The organism is Rhodococcus sp. NPDC019647, from assembly GCF_044389235.1.
Classification (GTDB): Bacteria; Actinomycetota; Actinomycetes; order Mycobacteriales; family Mycobacteriaceae; genus Rhodococcus_F; species Rhodococcus_F oxybenzonivorans.
Genome location: NZ_JBIRXS010000084.1, coordinates 1 through 1189 on the forward strand (window position 1 = coordinate 1; position 1189 = coordinate 1189).

Below are 1189 nucleotides of genomic sequence, written 5' to 3' on the forward strand. Positions count from 1 at the left end.
CGGGAGATGTTGGTGGATTCGGGTGTGGTGGTGGGGTTGTCGGTGTCGGGGTGTGTGGTGCCGGATGGGGTGGAGTGGTTGTGGCTCGATGATTCGGGTGTGGTGGAGGGGGTGTCGGGGGGTGTGGTGTCGGATGGGGATCGGGTGCGGCGGTTGTGGGCGGGGTGTGCGGCGTATGTGATGTATACGTCGGGGTCGACGGGGCGGCCGAAGGGGGTGGTGGTGACGCATGAGGGTTTGGCGAATTTGGCTGTGGAGGAGCGGGTTCGGTTCGGGGTGTCGTCGGGTTCTCGGGTGTCGCAGGTGTCGTCGCCGAGTTTTGATGCGGTGGTGTACGAGTGGTTGATGGCGTTTTCGGTGGGGGCGCGGTTGGTGGTGGCGCCGCCGGGGGTGTTCGGGGGTGTGGGGTTGGTGGAGTTGTGGGAGGCGGAGGGGGTGTCGCATTGTTTTGTGACGCCGTCGGTGTTGGCGACGTTGGGGTCGGGTGTGGGGTTGGGGTCGGTGCGGGTGTTGGTGGTGGCGGGGGAGGTGTGTGCGCCGGAGTTGGTGGCGCGGTGGGCGCCGGGTCGGGAGTTTTTCAATGCGTATGGGCCGACGGAGGTGACGGTGCAGGCGACGGTGGGTGGGCCGTTGGTGGCGGGGGGTGTGGTGTCGGTGGGTGGTCCGGGGTTGGGGGTGGAGGTGGTGGTGTTGGACGGGTGGTTGCGTCCGGTGCCGGTGGGGGTGGTGGGTGAGTTGTATGTGGCGGGGTCGGGTGTGGCGCGGGGGTATCGGGGTCGGGCGGGGTTGACGGCGGTGTCGTTTGTGGCGAATCCGTTTTCGGGTGTGGGGTCGCGGGTGTATCGGACGGGGGATGTGGTGCGGTGGGTTGAGGTGGGGGTGTTGGAGTTTGTGGGGCGGGTTGATGGGCAGGTGAAGGTGCGGGGTCAGCGGGTGGAGTTGGGGGAGGTGGAGGCGGTGTTGGCGCGGTGTCCGGGGGTGGCTCGGGCGGCGGCGGTGGTGCGGGAGGGGGGTCGGTTGGTGGGGTATGTGGTGCCGGAGGTGGGGGTGCGGGTGGATCCGGATGTGGTGGTGGAGTGGGTGGCGGGGGTGGTGCCGGGGTGGGTGGTGCCGTCGGTGGTGGTGGTTGTGGGGGAGTTGCCGGTGACGGTGAGCGGGAAGCTGGACCGCACAGCACTACCCGAACCCG

1 protein-coding gene is annotated in these 1189 nt (G+C 68.7%); it reads left to right on the forward strand.

The genetic code is table 11. The features are described 5' to 3' along the window. Positions 1–12: 12 nt before the first annotated feature. Positions 13–1189: AMP-binding protein (locus ACH49N_RS38945; protein ID WP_358278843.1), on the forward strand; the 1177-nt coding region annotated here is incomplete at its 3' end.